At 56.7% G+C, this 25,174-nt stretch carries 21 protein-coding genes; 12 read left to right on the forward strand and 9 right to left on the reverse strand.

Annotation, left to right across the window (positions count from 1 at the left end; all coding sequences use genetic code 11):
• Positions 1 to 13: 13 nt before the first annotated feature.
• Positions 14 to 970, reverse strand: a complete 957-nt coding sequence (ytfQ, locus tag NWP14_RS22475; protein ID WP_076947019.1) for a galactofuranose ABC transporter, galactofuranose-binding protein YtfQ — start codon at positions 968 to 970, stop codon at positions 14 to 16.
• Positions 971 to 1,371: 401 nt separating this feature from the next.
• On the opposite strand from ytfQ, the gene ppa reads away from it, so the two are divergent.
• From ppa to NWP14_RS22490, 3 genes are all read left to right on the forward strand, one after another.
• The gene (gene ppa, locus NWP14_RS22480) at positions 1,372 to 1,902 is read left to right on the forward strand and encodes an inorganic diphosphatase (protein WP_041143747.1); all 531 of its coding nucleotides are present in this window, start codon (positions 1,372 to 1,374) and stop codon (positions 1,900 to 1,902) included.
• Positions 1,903 to 2,141: 239 nt separating this feature from the next.
• Positions 2,142 to 3,212 carry a YncE family protein gene (locus NWP14_RS22485; protein WP_346430535.1) on the forward strand — a complete coding sequence of 357 codons (1,071 nt, stop codon included), beginning with the start codon at positions 2,142 to 2,144 and terminating at the stop codon, positions 3,210 to 3,212.
• Between the two features lie 86 nt (positions 3,213 to 3,298).
• On the forward strand, positions 3,299 to 5,308 hold the full coding sequence (locus NWP14_RS22490; protein ID WP_375216039.1) for a TonB-dependent receptor domain-containing protein: 2,010 nt from the start codon (positions 3,299 to 3,301) through the stop codon (positions 5,306 to 5,308).
• 47 nt (positions 5,309 to 5,355) lie between these two features.
• Here NWP14_RS22490 and NWP14_RS22495 read toward each other — a convergent pair whose 3' ends face one another.
• From NWP14_RS22495 to tamA, 3 genes are read right to left on the reverse strand one after another with little or no spacing between them, the layout of a single operon-like run.
• Complete coding sequence (locus NWP14_RS22495) at positions 5,356 to 5,700, reverse strand: gamma-glutamylcyclotransferase (RefSeq protein ID WP_095104349.1); 345 nt, start codon at positions 5,698 to 5,700, stop codon at positions 5,356 to 5,358.
• Between the two features lie 2 nt (positions 5,701 to 5,702).
• The gene (gene tamB, locus NWP14_RS22500; protein ID WP_375216040.1) at positions 5,703 to 9,479 is read right to left on the reverse strand and encodes an autotransporter assembly complex protein TamB; all 3,777 of its coding nucleotides are present in this window, start codon (positions 9,477 to 9,479) and stop codon (positions 5,703 to 5,705) included.
• A complete protein-coding gene (gene tamA / locus NWP14_RS22505) occupies positions 9,476 to 11,209 on the reverse strand; it encodes an autotransporter assembly complex protein TamA (RefSeq protein WP_375216041.1) in 1,734 nt (577 codons plus the stop codon). The genes tamB and tamA overlap by 4 nt, the downstream gene beginning before the upstream one ends.
• A 210-nt stretch (positions 11,210 to 11,419) precedes the next feature.
• On the opposite strand from tamA, the gene msrA reads away from it, so the two are divergent.
• Together msrA and NWP14_RS22515 are read left to right on the forward strand one after the other, a co-directional pair.
• Complete coding sequence (msrA, locus tag NWP14_RS22510) at positions 11,420 to 12,058, forward strand: peptide-methionine (S)-S-oxide reductase MsrA (RefSeq protein WP_346430538.1); 639 nt, start codon at positions 11,420 to 11,422, stop codon at positions 12,056 to 12,058.
• Positions 12,059 to 12,230: 172 nt separating this feature from the next.
• Positions 12,231 to 13,574: a hemolysin family protein gene (locus tag NWP14_RS22515; protein ID WP_095104358.1), complete on the forward strand. Its 1,344-nt coding sequence runs from the start codon at positions 12,231 to 12,233 to the stop codon at positions 13,572 to 13,574.
• Between the two features lie 75 nt (positions 13,575 to 13,649).
• Here NWP14_RS22515 and NWP14_RS22520 read toward each other — a convergent pair whose 3' ends face one another.
• Positions 13,650 to 13,856, reverse strand: a complete 207-nt coding sequence (locus NWP14_RS22520) for a DUF1107 domain-containing protein (RefSeq protein ID WP_041143739.1) — start codon at positions 13,854 to 13,856, stop codon at positions 13,650 to 13,652.
• A gap of 318 nt (positions 13,857 to 14,174) precedes the next feature.
• Here NWP14_RS22520 and NWP14_RS22525 point away from each other — a divergent pair, with 318 nt between their 5' ends.
• On the forward strand, positions 14,175 to 14,732 hold the full coding sequence (locus tag NWP14_RS22525; protein WP_375216042.1) for a YtfJ family protein: 558 nt from the start codon (positions 14,175 to 14,177) through the stop codon (positions 14,730 to 14,732).
• Here the strand turns inward: NWP14_RS22525 and cysQ are convergent.
• The gene (gene cysQ, locus NWP14_RS22530; protein WP_045853338.1) at positions 14,722 to 15,465 is read right to left on the reverse strand and encodes a 3'(2'),5'-bisphosphate nucleotidase CysQ; all 744 of its coding nucleotides are present in this window, start codon (positions 15,463 to 15,465) and stop codon (positions 14,722 to 14,724) included. The genes NWP14_RS22525 and cysQ overlap by 11 nt on opposite strands.
• A 191-nt stretch (positions 15,466 to 15,656) precedes the next feature.
• Between cysQ and NWP14_RS22535 the strand changes: the two genes are divergently transcribed.
• On the forward strand, positions 15,657 to 17,600 hold the full coding sequence (locus tag NWP14_RS22535; protein ID WP_375216043.1) for a bifunctional 2',3'-cyclic-nucleotide 2'-phosphodiesterase/3'-nucleotidase: 1,944 nt from the start codon (positions 15,657 to 15,659) through the stop codon (positions 17,598 to 17,600).
• Between the two features lie 35 nt (positions 17,601 to 17,635).
• Here the strand turns inward: NWP14_RS22535 and NWP14_RS22540 are convergent, their stop codons facing one another.
• Positions 17,636 to 18,013 carry a helix-turn-helix domain-containing protein gene (locus NWP14_RS22540; protein WP_095104364.1) on the reverse strand — a complete coding sequence of 126 codons (378 nt, stop codon included), beginning with the start codon at positions 18,011 to 18,013 and terminating at the stop codon, positions 17,636 to 17,638.
• Positions 18,014 to 18,102: 89 nt separating this feature from the next.
• Between NWP14_RS22540 and NWP14_RS22545 the strand changes: the two genes are divergently transcribed.
• The 4 genes from NWP14_RS22545 to ytfE all read left to right on the forward strand — a co-directional run bounded on the left by NWP14_RS22545 (position 18,103) and on the right by ytfE (position 21,651).
• The gene (locus NWP14_RS22545) at positions 18,103 to 18,951 is read left to right on the forward strand and encodes an SDR family oxidoreductase (protein WP_375216044.1); all 849 of its coding nucleotides are present in this window, start codon (positions 18,103 to 18,105) and stop codon (positions 18,949 to 18,951) included.
• Positions 18,952 to 19,031: 80 nt separating this feature from the next.
• Entirely contained in the window at positions 19,032 to 19,856 is an 825-nt protein-coding gene (locus NWP14_RS22550) for an AraC family ligand binding domain-containing protein (RefSeq protein WP_375216045.1), read from the forward strand.
• A 75-nt stretch (positions 19,857 to 19,931) separates the two neighbouring features.
• Positions 19,932 to 20,906, forward strand: a complete 975-nt coding sequence (locus NWP14_RS22555) for a DMT family transporter (protein WP_346430595.1) — start codon at positions 19,932 to 19,934, stop codon at positions 20,904 to 20,906.
• Positions 20,907 to 20,988: 82 nt separating this feature from the next.
• On the forward strand, positions 20,989 to 21,651 hold the full coding sequence (gene ytfE, locus NWP14_RS22560; RefSeq protein WP_095104372.1) for an iron-sulfur cluster repair protein YtfE: 663 nt from the start codon (positions 20,989 to 20,991) through the stop codon (positions 21,649 to 21,651).
• A gap of 141 nt (positions 21,652 to 21,792) precedes the next feature.
• On the opposite strand, the gene cycA is transcribed toward ytfE, so the two are convergent.
• Positions 21,793 to 23,196 (reverse strand): D-serine/D-alanine/glycine transporter, encoded by a 1,404-nt coding sequence (gene cycA / locus NWP14_RS22565; RefSeq protein ID WP_095104374.1) that lies wholly within the window; start codon positions 23,194 to 23,196, stop codon positions 21,793 to 21,795.
• A 306-nt stretch (positions 23,197 to 23,502) separates the two neighbouring features.
• Complete coding sequence (fklB, locus tag NWP14_RS22570) at positions 23,503 to 24,123, reverse strand: FKBP-type peptidyl-prolyl cis-trans isomerase (RefSeq protein WP_095104376.1); 621 nt, start codon at positions 24,121 to 24,123, stop codon at positions 23,503 to 23,505.
• Between the two features lie 352 nt (positions 24,124 to 24,475).
• On the opposite strand from fklB, the gene NWP14_RS22575 reads away from it, so the two are divergent.
• Complete coding sequence (locus tag NWP14_RS22575; protein WP_375216046.1) at positions 24,476 to 25,141, forward strand: LysM-like peptidoglycan-binding domain-containing protein; 666 nt, start codon at positions 24,476 to 24,478, stop codon at positions 25,139 to 25,141.
• Positions 25,142 to 25,174: the final 33 nt, after the last annotated feature.

A 25,174-nucleotide genomic window follows, 5' to 3' on the forward strand; every position in this document is an offset into this window, starting at 1 on the left:
GGCCTACGCTCACTCAATAGCCCATATTTTTCTTCTTCTCTAACTCTTCTTTCGCCGTATCCGGCAGATAGAGCGTCGATTTGGTGATGGTCAGCTTCTCAGGCAGGGTGCCGTCTTTCTTGAATTTTTCCAGCGCATCGAATGCCGGCCCGGCCATATTTGGCGTCAGCTCGACGCTGGCGTTAGCTTCGCCGGCGATCATCGCTTTGTAGATATCCGGTACGCCGTCAATGGAGCCGGTAAGAATATCTTTACCCGGCTTCAGCCCGGCCTCTTTAATCGCCTGGATGGCGCCGATAACCATGTCATCGTTATGGGCATAAACCATGCAGATGTTCTTGCCGTTATTTTCCGCTTTGATAAAGCTCTCCATAACCTCTTTCCCCTTGCTGCGGGTAAAGTCGCCGGACTGAGAGCGGATAATCTTGATGTTCGATGCCTTAGCGATGGCTTCAGCGAAGCCTTTTTTGCGGTCAATGGCGACGCTGGCCCCGACGGTGCCCTGCAGCTCAACGACGTTGCACGGCTTACCGTCGACGGTTTTCACCAGCCAGTCGCCAATCAGCTGACCTTCCAGCACGTTATTGGCGGTGACGGTGGTCATGTAGAGATCTTTGTCCTTCACATCAATGGAACGGTCGAGCAGGAATACCGGAATTTTGGCCTCTTTGGCCTCTTTCAGCACCGGCTCCCAGCCCGTCGCCACGACCGGGGCGATAAAGATGGCGTCGACCCCCTGCGCAATGAAGGAGCGTACCGCTTTAATCTGGTTTTCCTGCTTTTGCTGACCGTCGGCAATTTTCAGAGTAATACCGCGCTTAGCGGCCTCCTCCTTCGCAACGCTGGTTTCGGCCGCACGCCAGCCGGATTCAGACCCGACCTGCGAAAATCCTACGGTCAGAGGGGCAGCTATTGCCATAGATGACATAGCTGCGGAAACTGCTGTGACAAGAAGTAAGCGCTTCCACATAAGGCGATCCTCGTAGGGTTATTGTTAGTGAAATCGTTATCTGCGGACAAACTATAGACAATCAGAGATGTAACTGAATGCGTTACATCACACTTCGAAAAAGTAAACTAAATGTTAATTCACGCCGTTTATGGCAGCTTAGAGCGGATAAGGCTTTCGCCGCGTTGTCGCCATCGCCGCTGATGGCGAAATTTTTAGCACTTTGATAAATCAATCACATGCAATGTAAACGGTTACATAAATTTATTCAGGATGTGGCTATGTTTATGGATTTTCAGGTTGTTTTGCGATGAAAAATGACGCCATCTTTCCGCCGTCAGAAACAAAAGAAGCGAAGACATTCGATGTGAGTTGGCTATAATACCGGGCACTTGTTTGCTATACATTTTAAAGGAACAGACATGAGCTTACTCAACGTACCTGCGGGTAAAGATCTGCCGGAAGATATCTACGTCGTTATTGAGATCCCGGCGAACGCAGACCCAATCAAATACGAAGTCGACAAAGAGAGCGGTGCACTGTTCGTTGACCGCTTTATGTCCACCGCGATGTTCTATCCGTGCAACTACGGCTACATCAACCACACCCTGTCTCTGGACGGTGACCCGGTAGACGTGCTGGTTCCGACTCCGTATCCGCTGGAGCCAGGCTCAGTGATCCGCTGCCGTCCGGTTGGCGTTCTGAAGATGACCGACGAATCCGGTGAAGATGCCAAGCTGGTTGCGGTACCGCACACCAAGCTGAGCAAAGAGTACGATCACATCAACGATGTGAACGACCTGCCGGAACTGCTGAAAGCACAGATCACTCACTTCTTCGAGCACTACAAAGATCTGGAAAAAGGCAAGTGGGTTAAAGTTGACGGTTGGGACAATGCTGCTGCGGCGAAAGCTGAAATCATTGCTTCCTTCGAGCGCGCGGCGAAGAACTAAGTTCGCCTCTGCGTAAAGCCAGACCCTGAACGCCGGCTGCCGGTTAGTAAGGGTTTTTTTATGTCCGCTGTTCACCTCCCTGCCCGTTTATTCCTCCCCTATCTCCCGACCCGTCGGGCAAACCTGCGGCCATATTTTCGCCTACCAGAATAGGGAGTTGGCCCGTCACATTTACAATTGCGAATGAAATTAAAAATCATTATCATTTTCAGTTCGTAAATAAATGTGAATAAACGTCAATGAACCTCCACAATGTGAAGACTTTAAAGCTCTGTTCCGGCATGGCGCTGACTGCGGCCCTGCTCCTGACCGGCCTGACCGCAGCGGCCGCCGTGCTTCCTGAGAAAGAGTTCCTGACTCGTGAAGTCGGTCATGGCGTCTATGAGCTGGCGGTAGACGCACAGCAGCATGCGCTGTTCGCCGCCTCCGCCCCCTCGTTTGATAAAGACAAAACCACGGGGCAGATTTACAAGCTGGATCTGGAAAGCCTCACCACCGTTGAAGTCATTAAAACCAGCCGGCGGGCGTTTGCCACCGCGCTGGACGACGCGAATCATGTCCTGTACGTCGGCAATACCCTCGAAGGTTCGGTCACGCTGATTGATACCCGCAGCGGTAAGGAGCTGGCGGTGCTGCAGCTCAGCGAGGCGAGCGACCCCAAAGAGATTATCCATACGCGCGAAATGGTCCTCGATAAGCAGAATCACCGCCTGTACGTCTCAGGCGTCGCGGAAAAGGGCGTTGTCTGGGTTGTCGATACCGAAAAGCGGGCCAGGGTTGCGACCATTAGCGATATGGGCGAATACCCAACCGGCATGGCGGTCGATCCGCAAAAAAACCGGCTCTACGTGGTGAACGGCAGAAATGGCCTGATCGCCATCGATACCACCAGCAATAAAATTATCGACCGCTTTACCGTCGCCCCGGATAAAAAACGTTTTTTCCTCAATATCGCCGTGGATGTCAAAAACAGTCGCGCATTTATTACCGACCCGGATTTACCCAATGTATTAGTGGTCGATATTCGTAACGGTAACGTCCTTTCTGAAATTGACGTGATTAACTCCCTGGCCGTTATTTATAACGAAAAGCGCAAGGAAGTTTATATTACCCATCGTAACGCCAAACTGATAACCATCGCCGACAGCGAAACCGGCAAGGTAAAACAGAGTATTCAAACTACCGCCCTTCCCAACAGCCTTGCGCTTTCCGCCGACGCGAACGCGCTGTATGTCAGCATTAAACAGCCCGAAGAGCTGATGGGTAAAAAGCCTGATTACGTGATGAAAATCGACCTGACGCAATACTAATAATCATCACTCGTTATTTTTCACCTTGTGGCGGCGCACCGTCACGAGGTGATGTCGTTATTTTTTCTTTGCAGGTGTCTGATATTATGAAAACGCGTCAACTCATTGCGCTTACGGGGATCGTAGCCTTATCCGGTGGGGTCATTTTGCCCTCTCAGGCGGAAGAACTTAGCGAAACTTCGCGTAGCGGCGAAGAGCAAATGGTGGTCACCGCCACCGGCTTTGCGCAGGAAAAGCGTGAAGCGCCGGCGACCATCTCGACAATCGATCGCCAAACGCTGGATATTCAGCCCGACCGCAACGTCGGCGAGGCGATAAAAAACCTTCCCGGCGTGTCGGTGTCGAGCGGCAGCGAAATATCCTCGGGCAGCATTATGATGCGCGGCATGGACCCGTCCTACACCGCCTTCATGGTTAACAGCGTCAAACAGAATACCGGCGAATCACGCCCCTATGGCCAGGACCTCGGCACCGAAGCCAGCTTCCTGCCGCCGATGGAGGCGATTGAGCGTATTGAGGTTATTCGCGGCCCGATGTCCTCCCTCTACGGCTCAGATGCCATCGGCGGGGTGGTGAACGTTATCACCAAAAAGCCTTACGGCGTGAAGGAGTGGACCGGCGCGATGGCCGCCAACACCTGGCTCCAGGAGCACCATGATTTTGGCAATACCAGCCAGATGAATCTGTTCACCATGGGCCCGCTGATCCCCGACGTCCTCGGCCTCAGCCTCGCGGCAGACTGGCTGGATCGTCGCGATGACGAACGCGAAAACTACTTCGGCAAGCACAACCGCAAGTCCCTCGATATGACGCTCGGCCTGGCCGCCAGCGAGAACAACCTCTTTGACCTGAACGTGGTAACCGGCGAGCAGGAGAAAAATCGGACCTGGCAGCGCAGCACGCCCTGGACATGGCGCTTCGACCGCGACGCGTTAACCCTGACGCACTCCGGCTGGTATGCCGACGATACCGTCGCCACCACCAACTACATTAATTATGAAAAAGGCCGCTCAAAGTACGTCTATGACGGGCAAACGCCGCAATACGTGCAGACGGAAAACTACGTTGCCAACAGCCAGACAACGCTGAGCCTTGATAACCACAAGCTGACCGTGGGCGCGAACTTTACCCGCGAAGAGCTGAATGACCGCTTTGATGTCGCCAACAAAACCCTGCCGGGCTCCACCCCGGTTACCAAAGTTAGCCGCAACGGCTGGGCGCTGTTTGCCGAAGACGGCTGGACCCTCGGCGATTTCATCCTGACCACCTCAGGGCGTCTCGATCGCGATGATAACTTTGGCACCCACGTCACGCCAAAGCTGTACGGCAACTGGGCGTTTAGCGACGCATGGGCGCTGAAGGGCGGGGTTTCAGCAGGCTATAAAAAACCGGAGCTGCGCGCGACCTCCAGCGATTTTATTACGCCGCACGGTTCAACCGTACCCTATCCCTTCCTGACGGTCGGCAACGACGACCTGAAGCCGGAGAAAAGCGTTAACTCCGAGCTCGGCCTGTACTGGACGGGCAGCGCCCTGGCGCTGGACGGCACGGTCTTCTATACCCAGTTCAAAGATAAAATTACCGAGCAAAACATCTGCGAAACCACGGCAACCAACCAGTGTTCCGTCAACGGCTACAAAGCAGATTCGATCGACAAATACTTTAACGTCAGTAAAGCCGACGTCTACGGCGTCGAGCTCAACGCTGACTGGCAGATTAGTGCCGATATCAAGGCTAACGCCAACTACACCTACAACCACAGCGAGCAGAAAAGCGGTGCCGAAAAAGGCTATGCGCTGAACGACTATCCGCGCCATATGGCAAATCTGTCGCTCAGCTGGGCGGCGACGCAGAGTATGGATGTCTGGAGTACGGTGAACTATCGCAGCAGCAACCGCGATAGCGGCAGCCACAATGAGTATGAGGCCTATACGATGGTGGATGTCGGCCTGCGCTATCAGCTGAACAAAAACGCGCAGCTGCTGGCGGGGATCTATAACCTGTTTGATGCGGACCCTAAACGCACCACCTCGTGGGGCGAGTACGGTCAGATAGAGGGCCGACGCTATAATCTCGGCGCCCGCGTCGAGTTCTGATTAACGCCCGCAAAAAACAACGCCACCCGAGGGTGGCGTTGTCGTTTTTAATACTGGTCTCTGTCTAACCAGTTACCGCTCTCTATCAGCGTAAACCCCTCAACCGGGCGCTGATAGACATACATCCATGCGCCGCCATACGGCGTCTGGATAAGATGGCGCGCGTATTCGCCGCCTTTGGTACGCAGAGCATCCAGTTCGGCCAGCGTCGATGCGTCAATACGATAGACTTCACCATGTACCGTGCCTTCACCGGGCACCGCGCCTGGATAGTGGCCCAGGCTGTACAGCTGATAATCGTTGACACTATGATCGCCCAGCCACTGAGCGTTGGTCATCCAGTGGCTGTTGCCTTGTTTGCGTCGTAAACTGCCGTAAACAAATATTCGCATTGCTAAAACTCAAACTGATAGAGCAAATCGAGAGCCTGGTCTACGCCAGACACCGCTTCCATATATAGCTTAGGCATCAGGCGATAGCGTAATGTCAGCGTCGCCAGGGAGTCGAAGATACCGACCCCGTATTTTACCTGCAGACCCGGCAGCACATAGCCGCTGACTACCACCTGGGAAGAGTCGCCTACCCCCTCGGTATCCAGCGCCAGATTGCTTACGCCAAACGTCTCGCCGATTTTACCCACAACCTGACCACTTTGTGCAACCCCCAGGCCAATAAGCATTGACGTCATTGCGGCACTATCGCTCTGCCCGCTGCTCAATCCCTGGCCGCGCAGCAGATAAGAAAGCGCTTCCTGCTGCGACATTACCGGGTCGGAGAAGATCTCCGCCTTCGGCTGGTCGGCGGAGCCGGTGACGCGAACGCCGGCAATCACGTCGTCTTCTGTGGCATCCGGGTTGCGAATGGCTTCGATATTCAGTGAAGGCTGATCCGGCGGACCGGAGAACAGCAGCTCGCCTTTACGTACGATCAGATCCTGGCCGTAGGCGTGGAAGCGCCCTTCCGGAATATTGATCTGCCCGTTCAGGCCCAGACCTTGTCTATCCTGAGCAACTTTTAAATCGCCGGTCAGGCGCGCCTTCAGACCAAACGCGCTGAGGCGAACGTTATTACCGACATGGATCGTCAGGTTACTGTTGATCGGGATACCGGCGCTCTGCGGCTTAATCGGCTGCAGGGAGTCGTTCAGCATGACCTCATCGGAAGAGACGCCGACCGCGCTCTCCGGCACGTCGTTAACCACAATACGCGCCCACGGAACATCGACGCTACCGTCAAGATTAAACAAGCTCGGCGTCGCGGTAAAGACCACATCCGGCGAAACGTCCAGGCGCACCATCGGCGGCACCGTAATACGCACCCGGCTGCCCTTCGCCGCGATCTGCGCGCGCCAGTTGTCTATCTGGGTCCAGTCGGCGTTGCCGTTAAGGCTAATCTGGCCCTGGCTCGTATTCACCGTACCCTGCAGCGTCGAGCGGGTGCCGTTGAAGTTCATCGCCAGCTGGCTGGGCTGCATATCGAACGGCATAAAGTTACCGTCAATGTCCACGCCGTTCAGCTGCATCTGACCAAACAGCTGCGGATTTTGCACATCGCCGCCGAGGCGCAGGTTGGCGTTCAGCCGGCCCTCCGCCTTTTCCCCTCGGGAGAAGATCGGATTAATCATCGCCAGCGAGAAGTTATTGATGTTGATATTACCGCCGAGATTGCGTCGGCCCTGCGGGTCGGTGACCTGAACCTGTCCGTCAAGCTGACCGTTATTGGTCAGGCGGATCAGCCAGCCGAGCTGCGCGCGGTTGTTGTGCAGATCGGCGGTGAGGTTCAGGGTATCGAAAGCCACCGGCAGCGGCGCATCGTTGACCGTCTGGGTTACCTTCACGTTACGTCCGTTCAGCGTCACCTTGCCCTGCGGCAGCCCCTCTTTGGTGGTGTCCCAGCTCACGTCGGCGTTGCCGCTAAAGACGCCGCTGGCCTGGGTGGCCTCCGGCATAAACGGCTTCAGCATCGCCAGATCGAAACGGTTGAGGTTGACGACCGCCCGGCCGCTCGCGCCCGCATCGATCGCCTGCGGCACGCAGAGCTCGGCGTTCGGGTTGGTCCAACAGTGCGGCCCGATGCTGATTTTCTGCTCGCGGTTACGGTAGTCCAGCGCGATATTGCGCGTCAGCGAAACCGGGCCCACCGGCGTCTGGAAGCGGGTATTGCTCAGCGTTCCCCTCCAGCGCTCCTCTTTGCGGTCAAAACTCCCCGCCAGAGACAGCTGGCCGGAGACCGGCTCCCCCTGCACTTTAAGCTGCAGGTCATGCTGCTTCTCATTACCTTTCGCATTGAGCTGCACCAGGCTGATATTGACGCCCGGCTGGCTGATACGGTCGATACGCACATCGAGATTGCCGGCAATCTGATCGCTGGATTTAACGTCGCCTTTGACGTTAACCTGGGCAATCGATAGCTCCTGCCAGCGCAGGGCGCGGGCGGTGATATCCGCCAGCAGCTGCGGCGCCTCCACGGTGCCGCGCACTTTCACCAGCCCTTTCGCCGTCCCGCCAAGGCCCGGCAGCGCGTTATCGAGATGCGGCGCATCAATGGTGGCGTCGAGATCCAGATCTTTAACCCCCAGCTCGCCTTTCACGTCGGCGCTGTTGGGGCCTAACGCCAGATGCAGGCCGGGGATTTTCCACTGCATATAACTATTGCCCTGCAGGGAACCGCTGACATCAACCTTATTCTGCTTCACGTTACCGGTGATTTTCAGCTCCGGGACCGACATCTGCCAGCTGCCGCCGTACAGGCTGCCCTGGGTTTTGATCAGGCCGTTCAGCTTCGAAGGCCAGTCCGGGACCTCTTTGGCCGTATTAATGCCGTCAAGAGTCAGCTCGCCGCGCCAGCTAATCGCCTGCTGCCAGTCGAGCAGCGCCTTCAGCTCGGTTTTCCCTTCCAGCGCGGCGACGGTCAGCTTATCAATATTCACCTGCTGCTCGTTGCCCTTAGCATTGAGGCTGATTTTCGCCGGCGGCAGAGATTGCCCCTTCACCGCGGTGCTCAGCGCCAGGGCGTAGTCGGTCATTTTGCCGCTGAATTTCAGCTGCAAATCGTCGGCCTGGAACTGCTTTTCGCCGCTAAACGGCCAGTACAGCTGCTTGCTTTTCAGCTCCATATTGAGCGGCAGCCCGGCTTCAGCCAGCTGCGCATCGGCGCGTAGCGTCATCGCCACCGGGCCGGCTAAATCAACGCCAACCGTCAGCTTTTTGCGCATCTCGCCGCCGACTTTCAGCTGCACCTTCTCGCCCTTGAGCGGGTCAATATTCAGCGTACCGTCGAGGGTAATATCCACCGGCCAGCTATCCTGCAGCTGCGCGCTGCCCGCGGCGGTGACCTTGCCCTGATCGGAATCGATATCCAGCGCATCGAGCTTCATCTGCCCGTCAATGCTGCTGACCTTCAGCAGCAGGCTGTAGATGGTCATATCGCTATCGCCGGTAACCCGCAGCTGCTCGCCGCGGAACTCCTCAATATTGAGGTTGAGCGGCAGATGGACGTCGGCCATTTCCGGGAGCACCGGCTGCGCAAATAGCGCCTTCATCGTCTCGCCGAGCGGTTTTTCCTCCGGCTGAGGATTCTCTATCTTCGGCTCAACGACCTGCTCCTGCGCCACCTTAGCGACTTTCGGCAGTGCGATAAGCAGCCCCTGCAGCGACGTCGGCGTCAGGGTCAGGTTTTTCTCCTGCCAGCGCAGGCCGGTGGAGAAATCCCGCACCGACACGGCGGTATCATCAATTTTGACGTTAACGTTTTGCAGCGCGACGCGGCTCAGGGTGATGGGATATGGGGTTGAGAGATTCAGCGGCCCTGAATCCTCCTCTTCTGGCGGCGCGGAAGGCGGCATTTTTGAGGTATCGATCGCGACGTAGATATCGCGTAGCGAAATGTCGTTGACGCACAGGCTGCTGTCCCACAGGCAGCGTAGCTTCACCGCAAGGTGGAACTGACCGGCGGTAACCGCCACGCCCGGTTGGGCGAACCGCACGTTCTCCAGCGTCAGGTCACGCCAGCCGCCGGTAACCTTGCCGATCTCCAGGCCAGGCACCCAGCGGTCTGCCGCTTTCAGCACCAGATGCAGGCCGCTGGTGGTGCCGACCAGGAAGCCAACCGTGCCCAGCAGCAGGACCAGAAAGAGCACGACCCCGAGGCTTATCTTCTTCCATAAACTCATAATTCAGGCCCCAGACCGATGTAAAACTGTAAACCGTGTTCGTCTTTGTCGCCGACCGGCGCGGCGATATCCAGCTTGATAGGACCGACCGGCGACTGCCAGCGAACGCCGACGCCGGCGCCGGTTTTGAAGTCGCTTTTGCGGATATCGCTTACTGCCTCACCGCCGTCGATAAACATCGCCCCCCACCACTTTCCGCTGACGTTGTACTGGTACTCCAGCGAGCCGGTGGCCAGCTTCGATGCACCGATCAGCTTGCCATCGTCGTCTTTTGGCGAGATAGATTTGTATTTGTAGCCGCGAATGCTGCGGTCGCCCCCGGCGAAGAAACGCAGATCCGGCGGGACCTTGTCAAAATTGTCGGCCTCAATCCAGCCGAGGTTACCGCGCACCACAAAACGGTGGCGATCGTAGAGCGTGCGGATCCACACGTCCTGCGCCTGGGCGACGACGAAGTTAATATCCGAGCCCCACATGGTGTTGGAGTAATCCACCGAATAGCGCTGGGAATCGCCCCAGGTCGGCATCAGGCCGCCCCGCGAGCGGGTGCGGTTAACCGATACCCCGGGATAAATCAGCATGGTGGTATTGGTGACGTTAGCCTGGGTAAAGTGATCGAGGCTCCAGCGCAGGTTGATAGCGCGCTGCCAGCCGCTCGACATCTCCCAGTAACGCGATGCCGCGAGGGTGGTGGAGTCGGCTTTGGTATCGTTGAGATCCGTGCGCTTAAAGCCGCCCTGCATCAGGTAATACTGTTCCAGCGGGCTCTTCAGCAGCGGGACCTTATAGCTGAAATCAAGCTGCTGCTCCGGTGCGGAGAGGCTGACGCTGGAGGTCAGGCTGTGGCCATAGGAGTTCATCCACGGCTTTTTCCAGGTCGCCTTCACCCGCGGCCCGACGTCGGTCGAATAGCCGATACCGGTTTCGACGGTATTCTCTTTGCGCGGCGCGACCACGCCCTTCAGAGGCAGCACTTTCGTTTTTCTGGACTTCTCAAACTCCGGCGCGACCACCACCGAGCTGAACCAGCCGGTGGCCGCCAGGCGGCGGTTTAGCTCCGCCAGATCCTCGGAGGTATACTCATCCCCCTGCTTAAACGGCACCAGATTTTGCAGGTACTCGTCGCGGATCTGCGACCCGCTGAAGGTCACGGCGCCGAAGCGATAGCGCTCGCCGCTGTTGTAATCTATATCCCAAAAGGCCTGATGACGATCGAGAGAGACCCCGAGCTGGCTTTTATTGAATTCACTATCAAAGTAGCCTTTGCGCAGCGCTACGCGGGTCAAGGAGCTTTTAAAACCGTCGTAATCGCCGTGATTCAGCACGGTGCCGATGGCCGGACGCGTTTTTAACAAATTCAGATAGTCACGGTCGGTTCGCGCTCCGCCGCGCAGAATGACGTCGGTGCCGCCAATACGCACCGGTTCGCCGGGCGTCACTTTGGCAATCAGCACCTGCCGCCCTTTTGCCGGCGGCGGACGTAAATCAAAATCGATCGTCGGTTCGTAGTAACCTAGCGCTTTCAGGCCTTCACGGATGGCATCATCAACGCGCGCGCGAAAGCGTCGATCCGGCGTGACTTCATCACTTTGGATCGTCGATAGCTGGGCACGGACATTTTTTTGCAGTTCCCCGGATAGCCCCTCAACCTGCAAACGCACGCTCGCGGCGCTAGCGACCCCGCTGACCAGCAAAAGGCTGGTGACACATAACTGGCGGATTTGTAGCACGTTTTCTCCTGAATATCCTTGTTTCCCCCCGAAGGAAACGAAAGCGCCGATCCCCGGCTTAACAAAACCCTAACAGCTAAGGGTTGAAAAAATGACGATAACCCAAATAATTCTTATGTTTAACTCTAGACGTACCGATCGTGTTTATTGTGTAAAAAGACACGCATCGTTACAACCTTAACTACGACTTATGTTTTAGAGAGGCCAACCGTGAGTCTATTTGATAAAACGCATCTTGTCGCCCAGGCGGATGCGCTACCCGGACGCAACACCCCTATGCCGGTGGCAACGCTCCACGCCGTCAATGGCCACTCCATGACTAACGTTCCTGCGGGAATGGAAGTTGCGCTGCTGGCGATGGGCTGCTTTTGGGGAGTTGAGCGCCTGTTCTGGCAGCTGCCCGGCGTTTACAGCACCGCCGCAGGCTATACCGGCGGCTACACCCCTAACCCAACCTACCGCGAAGTGTGTTCCGGTGATACCGGCCACGCCGAGGCCGTACGCATCGTGTACGACCCGCAGGTCATCAGCTATGAGCAGCTGCTGCAGGTATTCTGGGAAAACCATGACCCGGCTCAGGGAATGCAGCAGGGCAATGACCACGGCACCCAGTATCGTTCGGCTATCTATCCGCTGACGCCGGAGCAGGATGCGGCCGCTAAAGCCAGCCTGGCACGTTTTCAGGCGGCGATGCGCGACGCCAACGACCCGCGCCAAATCACCACTGAGATAGCAACGGCGAAGCCGTTCTACTATGCTGAAGACGACCACCAGCAGTATCTGCATAAAAATCCTTACGGATACTGCGGTATCGGCGGGATCGGCGTATGCCTGCCGCCGCAGGCGTAGTAGTGAATATTACCGGGGCGCACAATTAACGCTCTGGCGGCTTTACAGTACCTTACGCTATACTAGGCTGTGTTGTAGCCGGTCCAGTGCCTTCGGACCGGTTTTTTATGTATTCCACATTAGAGTTATCAACTTCCCTTCCGAGGATCTGGCCTCAACGGCTAGATAAACTATGTTAAACAGTATTTTAGTAATACTTTGTCTGATTGCCGTCAGCGCATTTTTTTCGATATCAGAAATCTCGCTGGCCGCCTCACGTAAAATCAAACTCAAACTGCTGGCCGATGATGGTCACGTGAACGCTCAGCGCGTTCTCAAAATGCAGGAAAACCCTGGGATGTTCTTCACCGTCGTGCAAATCGGCCTCAACGCGGTGGCGATTCTCGGCGGTATCGTCGGCGATGCCGCATTTTCACCGGCTTTCAACAGCCTGCTAAGCGGCTATATGTCGCCGGAACTCTCCGAGCAGCTCAGCTTTATTATCTCTTTTACTCTGGTCACCAGCCTGTTCATCCTGTTTGCTGACCTGACCCCGAAACGCATCGGTATGATTGCGCCAGAAGCAGTAGCTTTGCGTATCATCAACCCGATGCGCTTCTGCCTGACGGTGTTCCGCCCGCTGGTGTGGCTGTTCAACGGCATGGCCAACAATATTTTCCGGCTGTTCAAATTACCGATGGTGCGTAAAGACGACATCACCTCCGATGATATTTACGCGGTCGTCGAGGCCGGCGCGCTGGCCGGCGTGCTGCGTAAGCAGGAGCATGAGCTGATTGAGAACGTGTTCGAGCTGGAATCACGTACCGTTCCGTCGTCGATGACCTCGCGTGAAAATGTTATCTGGTTCGATCTCCACGAAGATGAGCAGAGCCTGAAGAACAAGGTTGCGGAGCATCCGCACTCCAAATTCCTGGTCTGTAATGAGGATATCGACCATATCATCGGCTACGTGGACTCCAAGGATCTGCTGAACCGCGTGCTGGCGAATCAAAGCCTGGTGCTGACCGGCGGCGTGCAGATCCGCAATACGCTGATTGTCCCTGATACCCTGACGCTGTCAGAAGCGCTGGAGAGCTTTAAAACCGCCGGCGAAGACTTTGCGGTCATCATGAACGAATATGCGCTGGTGGTCGGGATTATTACCCTGAACGACGTAATGACCACCCTGATGGGCGATCTGGTCGGCCAGGGGCTGGAGGAGCAGATCGTCGCCCGCGACGAGAACTCATGGCTGATTGACGGCGGTACGCCGATTGATGACGTGATGCGCGTGCTCGATATCGACGATTTCCCGCAGTCCGGCAACTATGAAACCATCGGCGGCTTCATGATGTTTATGCTGCGCAAGATCCCGAAGCGCACCGACGCGGTGAAATTCTCAGGCTACAAGTTTGAGGTGGTGGACATCGATAACTACCGCATCGATCAGCTGCTGGTCACCCGCATCGACAATAAACCGACGGTGATGGTACCGAAGCAGTCGGAAACGGTGGTAAGCGAAAAAGAGTCGGCATAATCGCCGCCTTCAGAAACACTAACGGCTCCTATCAGGAGCCGTTTTTTTTACCGTACAGCTATACCACTTTTCAGATTAAGCCATCTCTGTTTGCAGACGCAGAACCTGACGATTGACCTCAGACATCACAGAAAAATGCTGCTTATCTTTTACCTTCGGGATAAGGATTTTGCCCTTATCAAACTCAAAAGCGCCAACATCCTTGATGTATAACCGTCCACGGAACAGGATCTTCACGTACTTCGCCACTTGCAGCGGATTGTAGCGTTGGAAAATTTTCATTGTTGTCTCCTGCCAGGGTTACGCTCCTGTGGTGCCACACTTAGCCCACGAATCCAGAGCGCAAATTTTAATGCCCTGAAACTATAGTCCAGAACTTCTGTAATACCCAGCATGCATAAGTTTATTTACCTTTTGATGACACTAATTAAGAATTTTCTTTTCAAACATACGTAGAAGTGAGTATAAGTCACCGATTTTATTCGAATATGTGCGTTAACACGCAATCTGGCACTCTGATTGCGTGTCATGCCGATAAATCGCATTTATGCTTAAGCCAGACCAAGTGGTCGGATCACCTGCACATAATAAGGAAACATCATGACCCTACGTAAAATTCTGGCGGCTTCACTCCTTCTGCTACCGCTGATCGCCTCAGCGCATAATTTTGTCGATGGTCAGCGCGTCGCGCCGGTTGGCATCGCCGACCGGGGAGAATTAATTCTGGATAATGATAAGTTTAGCTATAAAAACTGGAATAGCTCGCAGCTGGCGGGAAAAGTTCGCGTGGTGCAGCACATCGCCGGACGCACGGCGGCAAAAGAGAAAAACGCCACGCTGATAGAGGCTATCAAGGCCGCGAAGCTGCCGCACGATCGCTATCAGACCACCACTATCGTCAATACCGATGACGCGATCCCGGGCTCAGGGATGTTCGTACGCAGCAGCATTGAGAGCAACAAGCAGCTCTATCCGTGGTCGCAGTTTATTGTCGACAGTAACGGTCTGGCACGTAAGGCGTGGCAGCTGCAGGAGGAGAGCTCAGCCATCGTGGTGCTGGATAAAGACGGCCGGATTCAGTGGGCCAAAGACGGCGCGCTGACCCAGGATGAAGTGCAGCAGGTTGTCGCCCTGCTGCACAAGCTGCTCAGTAAATAGAAACCCGGAAGCCGGGGTTGAGGAAGGATTCACGCGGCGTGTAGTCGAGGGTTCTCCCCTGCCAGTCGTGAACGTGCGCCCCGGCGGCAACCGCGACCGCATGGCCGGCAGCGGTGTCCCAGCTGTTGGTCGGCCCGAAGCGCGGATAGAGCTGGGCCTGCCCCTCCGCCACCAGGCAGAACTTCAGCGATGAGCCGATCGAGGTGGTTTGGTGTTCACCAATCTGCTCGAGGTACTCCTCCAGCTCCGGATCGTTGCCGTGGGAGCGGCTGATGACCACCAGCGGAGGTCGGGCGTCGCGGACCTGAATTTGCTTACGCCTGCCGCACTCCTCTTTCCAGGCCTTGCCGTTTTCCGCGCAGTACAGCACCTTCATCACCGGCGCATAGACCACGCCAAGCACCGGTTTGCCTTTCTCAATCAAGGCGATATTGACCGTGAACTCACCGTTGCGCTTGATAAACTCTTTGGTGCCGTCCAGCGGGTCCACCAGCCAGTAGCGCTGCCAGTGCTGGCGCACCTGCCACTCCTGAGGGTCTTCTTCAGACAGGATCGGGATATCGGGCGTCAGCGCCAGCAGGCCGCTCATAATGACTTTGTGCGCAGCAATATCCGCCGCGGTGACCGGAGAATCGTCCTTCTTGCTGGCAACGTCCATCGGCTGATTTCCATCATAGACTTCCATAATGGCATCGCCCGCGATCCGTGCAAGCTGACATACTTGTTCTAACATTCTCCACCTCATCTGGTTGCAGTGGCGTTAACTCGTTGTTTTATTTATATCGCATCGCTGCGAGTTCCGCTATCTGTGATAGCGATGGCGGTTTCAATTATCGTTTTTCTGGCATGATTCACAATTCTGTAAGCAACAAAATGTAAATACATTTTCTTCTGTGCCATTGCTCATAAAAAAGGACGCCTCTGATGATTAAGTTTAGCGCAACGCTCCTGGCCACGCTGGTCGCTGCCAGCGTAAACGCGGCGACGGTCGATTTGCGGATTATGGAAACCACCGATCTGCACAGTAATATGATGGATTTTGATTATTACAAAGACGCCGCTACGGAAAAATTTGGCCTCGTGCGTACCGCCACGCTGATTGAAAAAGCCCGCCAGGAAGTGAAAAACAGCGTGCTGGTCGATAACGGCGACGTTATTCAGGGTAGTCCACTGGGCGACTATATGGCGGCGAAAGGTCTCAAAAGCGGCGATATTCACCCGGTTTATAAGGCCATGAACACGCTGGATTATGTCGTGGGCAATCTCGGCAACCACGAGTTCAACTACGGCCTCGATTTCCTGCACAAAGCCCTCTCCGGAGCGACATTCCCCTACGTCAACGCCAACATTATCGACGTAAAAACCGGCCAGCCGATGTTTACCCCGTACCTGATTCAGGATACCAGGGTTGAGGATAGCGACGGCAAAACGCAGACCCTGCGTATCGGCTATATCGGCTTCGTCCCGCCGCAAATCATGACCTGGGATAAAGCCAATCTCGCCGGCAAAGTGACCGTTAACGACATAACCGAAACCGCGCGCAAATTTGTTCCGGAAATGCGCGAGAAAGGCGCGGACGTCGTGGTGGTTATCGCGCATTCGGGCCTCTCCGCCGATCCGTATCAGGCAATGGCGGAAAACTCGGTGTATTACCTCAGCCAGGTTCCCGGCGTTGATGCCATCATGTTCGGCCACGCGCACGCGGTATTCCCGGGGAAAGATTTCGCCGGCATCAAGGGCGCGGATATCAGTAAGGGCACGCTTAACGGTATTCCGGCCGTGATGCCCGGCATGTGGGGCGATCATCTGGGCATCGTCGATCTGGCTCTTAGCCACAATGACGGCAGGTGGCAGGTCACCCAGGCTAAAGCCGAAGCCCGCCCAATCTACGATCCGGTCGCCAGGAAGTCGCTGGCGGCGGAAGATGGCAAAATGGTGGCGGTGCTAAAAGCCGACCACGACGCGACGCGTGAATTTGTCAGCAAGCCGATCGGCCACGCCTCCGACAATATGTACAGCTTCCTTGCGCTGGTGCAGGACGACCCGACCGTGCAGGTGGTCAATATGGCGCAGAAAGCTTACGTCGAGCACTTTATTCAGGGCGATCCGGACCTGGCGAAGCTGCCGGTCCTCTCCGCCGCCGCGCCGTTTAAGGTCGGCGGACGCAAGAACGATCCCGCCAGCTTCGTTGAGGTGGAGAAAGGCCAGCTCACCTTCCGCAACGCCGCCGATCTGTATCTCTATCCGAACACCCTGGTGGTGATGAAGGTGAGCGGCAAGGAGGTCAAAGAGTGGCTGGAGTGCTCTGCCGGGCAGTTCAATCAGATAGACACGACCAGCAGCAGGCCGCAGTCATTAATCAACTGGGACGGTTTTCGCACCTATAACTTCGACGTGATTGACGGAGTTAATTACCAGATTGACGTCAGCCAGCCGGCACGCTACGACGGCGAGTGCCAGATGATTAACCCGCAGGCGCAGCGCATTAAGGATCTGACCTTTAACGGCAAGGCCATCGACCCTGCTGCCACCTTCCTTGTCGCGACGAATAACTACCGCGCCTACGGCGGCAAGTTCGCCGGTACCGGCGATAGCCACGTAGCTTTTGCTTCCCCGGATGAAAATCGCTCGGTGCTGGCGGCGTGGATTAGCGCTGAGTCGAAAAAAGCGGGGGCCATCCACCCGGCGGCGGATAACAACTGGCGCCTGGCGCCGCTCCACGGCAAGGTGCCGCTGGACATCCGCTTTGAAACCGCGCCAACCGAAAAAGCGGCGGCATTTATCAAAGAGCAGGCGCAGTACCCGATGCGTCAGGTTGCCGCCGACGATATCGGCTTTGCCATCTATCAGCTGGATTTAAGCAAGTAACCCGCCCCGGCTCTGGCAACAGGGCCGGGCAAATTTCACGCCACCGGCTCGTGGTTCGCCAGCACCGCGGGTAGATTCAGCTCAATCCAGTCGGCCAGCGCCGCCACCTTCTCGCTCACCTGCTCACCCAGCGGAGTCAGGCTATATTCAACATGCGGCGGGACCACCGGATACGACACCCGGTCGATAAAGCCATCCTGCTCCAGCGCCTGCAGCGACTGGGCCAGCATCTTTTCACTCACGCCCCCCATCTTGCGGCGCAGGTCGCTGAAGCGATGGGTTCCCGCGCGCAGCGCCACGAGGATGAGCACGCCCCAGCGGCTGGTGACATGCTTCAACACATCGCGCGAAGGGCACTGTTCGGCAAACAGGTTGCCGTCGCGCAGCTGTTCACTTAGCGTCAGATTCGCCATTTTACACTTACCTTTTTGTACGTACTTACCAAAAGTTAGCTATGGTGTTAGCTTACCACAACAGCCAATAAACACGAAGGAGAAGACCCATGATCGCAATTACCGGTGCAACCGGCCAGCTAGGCCACCACGTTCTGGAAAACCTGTTAAAAACCGTTCCCGCCAGCCAGATTGTGGCGATTGTCCGTAACCCGGCGAAGGCCGAATCCCTGAGCCAGCAGGGTCTGGTCGTCCGTCAGGCGGATTACACCGACCAGGCGGCGTTCACCGCCGCGCTGCAGGGCGTGGATAAGCTGCTGCTGATCTCATCCAGCGAGGTGGGCCAGCGTGCGTCCCAGCATCGCAACGTCATCCAGGCAGCGAAAGCCGCCGGGGTCAAATTTATCGCCTACACCAGCCTGCTGCATGCGGATAAATCTCCGCTTGGCCTGCACGTTGAGCATGTGGAAACCGAGAAGATGCTGGACGAGTCCGGTATCGCCTATACCCTTCTGCGCAACGGCTGGTACACCGAAAACTATCTCGCCAGCGCGCCGCCGGCTCTGGAACACGGGGTCTTTATCGGCGCCGCCGGCGACGGGAAAATTGCCTCAGCGACCCGTGCCGACTATGCCGCCGCCGCCGCCCGCGTCGTCGCCGAAGAGGGCCATGCCGGGAAGGTTTACGAGCTGGCGGGCGATGAGGCCTGGACCCTGAGCGCGCTGGCCGCCGAGCTGAGCAAACAGAGCGGTAAGAACGTGGTTTATCAGAATCTTAGCGAAGCCGACTTCGCTGCGGCGCTGAAGGGCGTGGGCCTGCCGGCAGGGCTCGCGGATATGCTCGCGGACTCCGATATTGGTGCCTCTAAGGGCGGCCTGTTTGACGATAGCCATACCCTGAGCAGCCTGATTGGTCGCCCGACCACTACGCTGGCCGAAAGCGTCAAAGGCATCCTGTAACTGTTGCAAACTGGTTAATTTTTGTAGCATCCCCGTAGGTCATCTCCGATAATCAAAGATGGCCTATGGGGAGAAACCAGATGCAGGGCGTACCGGAACAGTTCAGCGATGAGAGAGACAGCGCGCGCTTTCGCCATCTGGCGCAGGTGCCGGGCGTTGAGCTGTATCATGCCCATATCTCCCGCTATGCCTTCGAACCGCATACCCACGAAGCCTTCGGCATTGGAGCGATCGAGCTGGGCGCTGAGCGCTTTCGCTATCGCGGTAGCCAGTACGTCGCTGCGGTGAACTCCATCGTCACCATGAACCCTGACGAACTGCACACCGGCGAAGCGGAAACCGCCGACGGCTGGCGCTATCGGATGGTTTATCTCGATCCCGCGCTGCTGGAAGAGGTGACCGGCGTGCGCCACTGGTGGTTCAGCGAAGTGGTGCGCCAGGACCCGCAGCGTTCGCGACAGCTCTGTCATCTCATATACGGCCTGTGGCACGCCGACAATCCGCTGGCCCAGCAGGGTCTGCTGCTCGACGTTATCGACACCTTTCGCCCGTTCGCCCGTCACGTGCCCGTGCTGACGGAGGCCGCCCATCGTTTCGAACGCGTGCGCGAGTATCTGCACGACAACTACATGCGCGCGGTCACCCTCGATGAGCTGGCGCAGGTTGCCGCCCTCAGTCCCTGGCATTTTCAGCGCCAGTTTAAAGCCCATTTCCACGTCACGCCCCACCAAATGCTGATGGCTATTCGCCTGTGGCGCGCCAAAGCCTTCCTGACGCACGGGATGCCCGCCGCCGAGGTGGCCGCTGCCGCCGGTCTTACCGACCAGTCGCATCTGACCCGCGCCTTTACCCGCCGTTATGGGATTACCCCGGTGCGCTATCAAAAACAGGTCATCCGGCGCTAATGCGCAATCTCATACAATATTCCCGCGCCGACCTCACCTACACTTTTGCCAACGATAACGATAATGGATGGCGTGATGATTAGCGGCGTGTTGTATGCCCTGCTGGCAGGGTTGATGTGGGGTCTGATTTTTGTCGGCCCTCAGGTGGTGCCGGAATACCCGGCGGTACTACAGTCAATGGGGCGCTATCTGGCGCTGGGGCTCATCGCCCTGCCGCTGGCGTGGCTTGGCCGCGTAAGGCTACGCCAGCTTTCGGCACAGGACTGGTGGGTTGCCTGCGGGCTGACCATGATGGGCAACCTGATCTATTACGTTTGCCTCGCCAGCGCCATCCAGCGTACCGGTGCCCCGGTCGCTACCATGATTATCGGCACCCTGCCGGTGGTGCTGCCGGTGTTTGCTAACCTGCTGTACAGCCAGCGCGACGGTAAGCTGCCGTGGCGGCGCTTATTCCCGGCGCTGGCGTGCATTGCGCTTGGCCTGGCGTGCGTCAATATCGCCGAGCTGCGCCAGGGCGCGGGGGCGTTTAGCTTCTGGCGCTACGCCTCCGGGATCGCGCTGGCGCTGATCTCCGTTGCCTGCTGGGCGTGGTACGCGCTGCGCAACGCCCGCTGGCTGCGCGAGAATCCGGATAAGCATCCGATGATGTGGGCAACGGCCCAGGCGCTGGTGACGCTGCCGCTTTCGCTGGCGGGCTACATTGCCGCCTGCTGGTGGCTACACGGCCAGCAGGTCAGCTTCCCCCTTCCCTTTGGTCCCCGTCCGCTGGTCTTCGTGACGCTGATGCTGGCCATCGCCGTGTTCTGCTCGTGGGTCGGAGCGTTATGCTGGAACATCGCCAGCCAGAAGCTGCCGACGGTGATCCTCGGGCCGCTTATCGTCTTCGAGACGCTTGCGGGCCTGCTGTATACCTTCCTGCTGCGTCAAAGCCTGCCGCCGCTGCTGACGCTCAGCGGTATTCTGCTGCTGGTATCAGGCGTTATCTACGCCGTGCGCGCCAGACCGGAAAAGCCGCGGCTGGTGGCGCAGGTCAGCGTGAACAAAAAATAGCCTGGTATCCGAAAGGGGTATTCCCTTGCCAATAAGATGCATTTAAAATACATCTTATATTCTTGATGACGAGGTAATTGCTATGGCTTTCCGTGACCAACCTTTAGGCGAGCTGGCGCTGACGATCCCACGCGCCTCCGCGCTGTTCCGTAAATACGACATGGACTACTGCTGCGGCGGGAAACAAACGCTGGATCGCGCGGCATCGCGCAAAGAGCTGGACGTCGCGGTCATCGAAGCGGAGCTGATGAAGCTTGCGGAAGAGCCGGCAGAGCGCGACTGGCGCGTAGTGCCCTACGCAGAGATCATCGACCATATTATCGTGCGCTATCATGACCGCCATCGCGAGCAGCTGCCGGAGCTTATTCTGCAGGCCACCAAAGTTGAGCGCGTGCATGCCGATAAGCCCAACGTGCCGAACGGGTTAACCAAATACCTGACGATGCTGCACCAGGAGCTCTCCAGCCACATGATGAAAGAGGAGCAGATCCTGTTCCCGATGATTAAGCAGGGCATGGGGACCCAGGCCGCTGGCCCCATCAGCGTGATGGAAAGCGAGCACGACGAAGCGGGTGAGCTGCTGGAAGTGATCAAGCACATCACCCATAACGTGACGCCGCCGCCGGAAGCCTGCACCACCTGGAAAGCGATGTACAACGGCATTAATGAACTGATCGACGATCTGATGGAACACATCAGCCTGGAAAATAATGTCCTGTTCCCGCGCGCTCTTGCCGGAAAATAAATAAAAAAAGGCGCCCGCGGGCGCCCTCGATACTGTCAGTCTTATTGGCCACTCCGGGTGGCCTTTTTTTATGACGGGCGTCCTGCCCGTCCCCCCACGGGCCGTTGCAGGCAACGTTAAAAATCTCTCCCGAAGATTTTTTTATTTCGCCAGACGCTTCTTACCGGCAAAGAACCAGCCGGCCGCCAGCAGAATAAACCACAGCGGCGTGACGATCAGCGCTTCGCGCGTATCGGTTTCCAGGGTCAGCAGCACCAGAACGAAGACGAAGAACGCCATACAAACCCAGCACATCAGCTTGCCCAGCGGCATCTTATATTTGGACTGCTCGTGCAGCTGCGGACGCTTTTTGCGATAGACCAGATACGAACACAGAATAATAGTCCAGACGAACATAAACAGAATGGCCGAAACCGTGGTGATCATGGTGAACGCGGAAATCACGCTCGGATTGACCATCAGCATCACCACCCCGCCCAGCAGGCACATGCAGGAGAAGGTCAGGCCCTTCGCCGGTACCGCGCGTTTCGACAGCCTGGCGAACATCGACGGCGCCTGGCCATCCTGCGCCAGCCCAAACAGCATCCGGCTGGTTGAGAACACGCCGCTGTTCGCCGAGGAGGCCGCGGACGTCAGCACCACAAAGTTAATCAGGCTGGCGGCAGCCGGCAGGCCTACCAGCACAAAGAGTTCGACGAACGGGCTCTTTGTCGGTACCACTGAGCTCCACGGCGTCACCGACATAATCACGATCAGCGCGAAGACGTAGAACATAATAATACGCAACGGGATCGAGTTAATCGCACGCGGCAGGGATTTCTCCGGATCTTTGGTTTCCGCAGCGGTGGTACCCACCAGCTCAATCCCGACAAAGGCGAAGACCGCAATCTGGAAGCCGGCAAAGAATCCGCTGATGCCTTTCGGGAACCAGCCGCCGTCATTCCACAGATGAGCAAAAGAGGCTTCTACGCCGGTCGGTGATTTGAAGTGCATCATCACCATGACCAGGCCGACGACAATCAGCGCCACGATAGCGACGATCTTGATCATCGCAAACCAGAACTCCATTTCACCAAACATTTTCACGGTGGCAAGGTTCAGGCTCAGCAGCAGCAGGATAACCGCCAGCGAGGCAACCCAGTCGGAGAGGCCTGGGAACCAGAACTGGGCGTAGGCGGTAATCGCCACGACGTCCGCCATCCCGGTCACCACCCAGCAGAACCAGTAGGTCCAGCCGGTAAAGTATCCGGCCCACGGCCCCAGAAGATCGGCGGCGAAATCGCTGAACGATTTATATTCCAGATTCGACAGCAGCAGTTCGCCCATCGCACGCATGACGAAAAACAGCATGAAGCCAATGATCATATAAACAAAAATGATGGATGGCCCGGCGAGGCTAATTGTTTTACCGGACCCCATAAATAGCCCGGTACCGATAGCGCCGCCGATGGCAATAAGCTGAATATGCCGGTTTGTGAGATTTCGCCGCAGCGATTGTTCCGTCGGAGCCTGCTCTTCAGCAGCGACTTTAATCTGATCTACCATGTGATATTTTCCTGTTGTACCTGTCTGTGTTGTTCGAGCTCTACTGGCCCGTCATTGGTCATTACCCTTGGAAAAGGGCTTATCGATATTAGGTAAGAATCGGAAGGATGAATACTATGATTTAGATATAATGTTAATTTTATGTTTAAAGTGAGTGTTATATCACTCCGGTCACGCGAAACAGCTCACAAAGCTACGCCAAAAAATCATTTAAGCAACATTAAACTCTAACAAATTTCGAACTTAAGATTTTTACGCTATTTTTATTTGCTTCCCCGCCCATTAAGGAGAGGAAGCAACTACTGCTTAGATAATATCCAGCAGCTCTACTTCAAAAATCAGGGTGCTGAACGGAGGAATCGATGCGCCCGCGCCGCGCTCGCCGTAGGCCAAGCTGTGCGGAATGGTCAGCTCCCATTTTGAGCCAACCGGCATCAGGGTCAGCGCTTCGATCCAGCCGCCGATCACGCCGGTTACCGGGAATTCCGCCGGCTCGCCGCGCGCAACGGAGCTGTCAAAAACGGTACCGTCGATCAGTTTACCGGTGTAGTGCACGCGAACGTGGTCGGTACGCGCCGGGATAGCGCCTTCGCCCTGGGTCAGAACGCGGAACTGCAGACCGGATTCGGTGCTGTTCACGCCTTCGCGCTCGCGGTTTTCATCAAGGTATTTCTGACCATCTGCCGCCAGCTCCTGGAAACGTTCGCGACGTACCGCATCGGCACGTTCGTGAATTTCACGCAGCGCGCGGTGAACGGCTTCAACCGGCACCTGCGGCTGATTGCCTTCCAGCGCATCAGCAATACCGGCTACCAGCGCCTCAGGCAGCAGCCCCTGCAGGCCAGATTCGCTCAGCTGTTGTCCAACCTGCAAGCCGATACCGTAACTTGCCTGCGCTTCGATAGTGTCAAAAGTCGGGGTTGCCATCTTTGTTCCTTTTTTGGGGGGAAAATTCATACTCTATAAACTTCGGCCTGCGGGAAGGCGGCTGGTTCCTGAACTCCGGCTCCAGCGGCATAAATAGCGCCATAGCGGAGTGACCGGCACTGCCAGCGCACCGACAACCCGAAAGACGACGAGTATAAAGTGGTGGGCAGCATATCAGCCACAGCACGATGGGTAAAACTTTGTCGCTGGATGATGACAAATCTGAGGGAAACAGAAACAATAGGCAATATCAGGCTAACCTCACGAAACATATCTTTGTCTCGTCCATCAGGAAGTTAGCCATCTATACTCTACGGAGCAGCATAAAAATATGCGGAGCAGGAGGAAAGCCATGCCCGGGCGCTTTGAAATGACACCTACCCTGGCGAAGATCTGGCACGCCCCGGATCACATTCGCATTATGGATCCGCTGCCGCCAATGCACCGTCGGGGCATTATCGCCGGAGCCCTGCTGGTGGTTATCGGCATACTGCTCCCCTCCGAGGACAGCAGCACGTCCGCCCAGGTCAGCCGCGACGCCAGCCTCGACATGCAATCGCAGTCCCAGCCGCAATCGTCGTCACAGCAGGCTATCCCGCTGCCGCCAATTACCTCAACGCCTACGGTGAACGATGCCGATCAGATGGCGCCGGTGGCTCCGGAGCCCGTTCAGGATGAGCAGCCGACCGAGCAGCAGAATCAGACCTACGCGCAGCCTCAGCAGCAACAGCAGCAATCTGCGCCGGGAATCGAGCAGCAGTGGCGCACCTATCGCATCGAGTCAGGAAAAACCCTGGCCCAGCTGTTCCGTGACCATAACCTGCCGCCAACCGACGTCTACGCCATGGCTCAGGTCGAAGGTTCGGGAAAACCGCTCAGCACGCTGCAAACCGGGCAAACGGTACAGATCCGGCAGAATGCGAATGGCGTGGTAACCGGCCTGACTATCGATATCGGCGGCGGGCAGCAGGTGCTGTTTACCCGTCAGGCAAACGGCAGCTTTATCCGCGTGCGATAACCGGCGCGCATAAATCACCGTGGGGGAATGCAG

Source organism: Klebsiella sp. C349492, from assembly GCF_042055345.1.
Classification (GTDB): domain Bacteria; phylum Pseudomonadota; class Gammaproteobacteria; order Enterobacterales; family Enterobacteriaceae; genus Klebsiella; species Klebsiella scottii.

Coding starts and splice junctions, on each gene's coding strand:
- ytfQ (WP_076947019.1), bottom strand. CDS start 970: ATGTGGAAGCGCTTACTTCTTGTCACAGCAGTTTCCGCAGCTATGTCA.
- ppa (WP_041143747.1), top strand. CDS start 1,372: ATGAGCTTACTCAACGTACCTGCGGGTAAAGATCTGCCGGAAGATATC.
- NWP14_RS22485 (WP_346430535.1), top strand. CDS start 2,142: ATGAACCTCCACAATGTGAAGACTTTAAAGCTCTGTTCCGGCATGGCG.
- NWP14_RS22490 (WP_375216039.1), top strand. CDS start 3,299: ATGAAAACGCGTCAACTCATTGCGCTTACGGGGATCGTAGCCTTATCC.
- NWP14_RS22495 (WP_095104349.1), bottom strand. CDS start 5,700: ATGCGAATATTTGTTTACGGCAGTTTACGACGCAAACAAGGCAACAGC.
- tamB (WP_375216040.1), bottom strand. CDS start 9,479: ATGAGTTTATGGAAGAAGATAAGCCTCGGGGTCGTGCTCTTTCTGGTC.
- NWP14_RS22515 (WP_095104358.1), top strand. CDS start 12,231: ATGTTAAACAGTATTTTAGTAATACTTTGTCTGATTGCCGTCAGCGCA.
- NWP14_RS22520 (WP_041143739.1), bottom strand. CDS start 13,856: ATGAAAATTTTCCAACGCTACAATCCGCTGCAAGTGGCGAAGTACGTG.
- NWP14_RS22525 (WP_375216042.1), top strand. CDS start 14,175: ATGACCCTACGTAAAATTCTGGCGGCTTCACTCCTTCTGCTACCGCTG.
- cysQ (WP_045853338.1), bottom strand. CDS start 15,465: ATGTTAGAACAAGTATGTCAGCTTGCACGGATCGCGGGCGATGCCATT.
- NWP14_RS22535 (WP_375216043.1), top strand. CDS start 15,657: ATGATTAAGTTTAGCGCAACGCTCCTGGCCACGCTGGTCGCTGCCAGC.
- NWP14_RS22540 (WP_095104364.1), bottom strand. CDS start 18,013: ATGGCGAATCTGACGCTAAGTGAACAGCTGCGCGACGGCAACCTGTTT.
- NWP14_RS22545 (WP_375216044.1), top strand. CDS start 18,103: ATGATCGCAATTACCGGTGCAACCGGCCAGCTAGGCCACCACGTTCTG.
- NWP14_RS22550 (WP_375216045.1), top strand. CDS start 19,032: ATGCAGGGCGTACCGGAACAGTTCAGCGATGAGAGAGACAGCGCGCGC.
- NWP14_RS22555 (WP_346430595.1), top strand. CDS start 19,932: ATGATTAGCGGCGTGTTGTATGCCCTGCTGGCAGGGTTGATGTGGGGT.
- ytfE (WP_095104372.1), top strand. CDS start 20,989: ATGGCTTTCCGTGACCAACCTTTAGGCGAGCTGGCGCTGACGATCCCA.
- cycA (WP_095104374.1), bottom strand. CDS start 23,196: ATGGTAGATCAGATTAAAGTCGCTGCTGAAGAGCAGGCTCCGACGGAA.
- fklB (WP_095104376.1), bottom strand. CDS start 24,123: ATGGCAACCCCGACTTTTGACACTATCGAAGCGCAGGCAAGTTACGGT.
- NWP14_RS22575 (WP_375216046.1), top strand. CDS start 24,476: ATGCCCGGGCGCTTTGAAATGACACCTACCCTGGCGAAGATCTGGCAC.